The following is a 1,191-nucleotide window of genomic DNA, read 5'->3' as shown; positions in this document are numbered from 1 at the left end:
GCCCGAGACCCCCTGCGCCTTTATCAGCTGCGGGTTGTCCGCATCGCGGGTGGCCCGAAAGCTGACCGTCACCGCCGGCTGGTCATCGGCCCAGGTCAGCCCGCCGGTACGCAGGTCACGGCTGCCCGCCGGGCTGCGCAGGCAGTCCGCCAGCCGCAGCTCAACCCGCACCGGCTCTCCGCGCGCGCCTGTCGCCTGCAGCCGCCCGGTCCCCACCTCGCCCAGCGCCACGTCCTGCCGCGCGCTGTCCATCTCCAGCCGGCAGGCGCTCTCGGTCAGCGCACCGTGCACATACAGCGCGCCGTTGGCCCCCTCGACCTGCCAGTTGTCCGCCGCCTGCGCCGCCGGCAGCAGCCACAGCAGCGCGGTCAGGCTCAGCGGCGCCATCAGCACCAGCGCCGCCAGCACCAGGTAATAACGCAGTTCGCTCAGCCAGTAAGCGCCTTCCGCCCTTTGCTCCCTTGCCATCTCTCCTCCCGTTGTTCCGTCAGCCCGGCCAGCGCCGGCCGGTCAGGTGCCCTTCTTCTCCGGCACCACGTTGCAGACAGTGCCGCTGCAGCTAAAGCTCAGCTGCGGCCGGCCGCCGTAGTCGTTGACGTAGGTCAGCACCGGGCTGTTGCCCACCGCCGCCGCGCTCGCCGTCAGCGGCGCACTGCCCTTCGGCGGCACCATCATCGGCTCGAACGTTTTCAGCGGCGCGCTCTTGCTGCTGCCCGCGTCCACCAGGGTCACGTAGTACGGCGTCGGGTTGTTCACCACGTATTTGTCGCCCTGCCGGGTCAGCGTCAGCTGCTCCTGCGGCGGCGGCGCGTTGGTGTCGATGCCCAGCCCCGCCGGGCGGTAGAACAGCTTGATGCGCGTCTGCAGCGCAATCTGCAGGGTGTTCGGCTTGCTGCTCTTCGGCGGGATTTCCCGCAGGTTGAAGTAGTACACCGTCTCGCGGTCCTGCGGCAGCTGTTTGGCCGCCGGCAGCGCCTGGATTTTCACCTGGCTCGGCTTGCCCGGCTCGATGCGCTGCACCGGCGGCAGCACCGTCAGCGGGCTCTGGATTTTGTTGCCCTGTTCGTCCTCAATCCAGCCCTGCGCCAGGTACGGCAGCTGCTTGTTCTGGTTGCTGACGCTCAGGCTCACCGAGTTCTGGCCGCCGTCAAAAATCACCCGCGTGCGGTCCAGGGCGATGGCCGCCTGGGC

At 69.3% G+C, this 1,191-nt stretch carries 2 protein-coding genes; both read right to left on the bottom strand.

The window, feature by feature from the left end; translation table 11 throughout:
* A partial coding sequence (locus AC6BYQ_RS28145) for a fimbrial protein (protein ID WP_498057889.1) occupies positions 1-468 on the bottom strand: 468 nt, incomplete at its 3' end.
* A gap of 42 nt (positions 469-510) precedes the next feature.
* On the bottom strand, positions 511-1,191 hold a 681-nt coding region (locus AC6BYQ_RS28140; RefSeq protein WP_498057888.1), incomplete at its 5' end, for a fimbria/pilus periplasmic chaperone.

The sequence above is a fragment of the Serratia sp. LTN-2 genome (genome assembly GCF_059740205.1).
The sequence above is the reverse complement of the archived record's forward strand: the minus strand, read 5'-3'. Positions and strand labels throughout refer to the sequence as shown.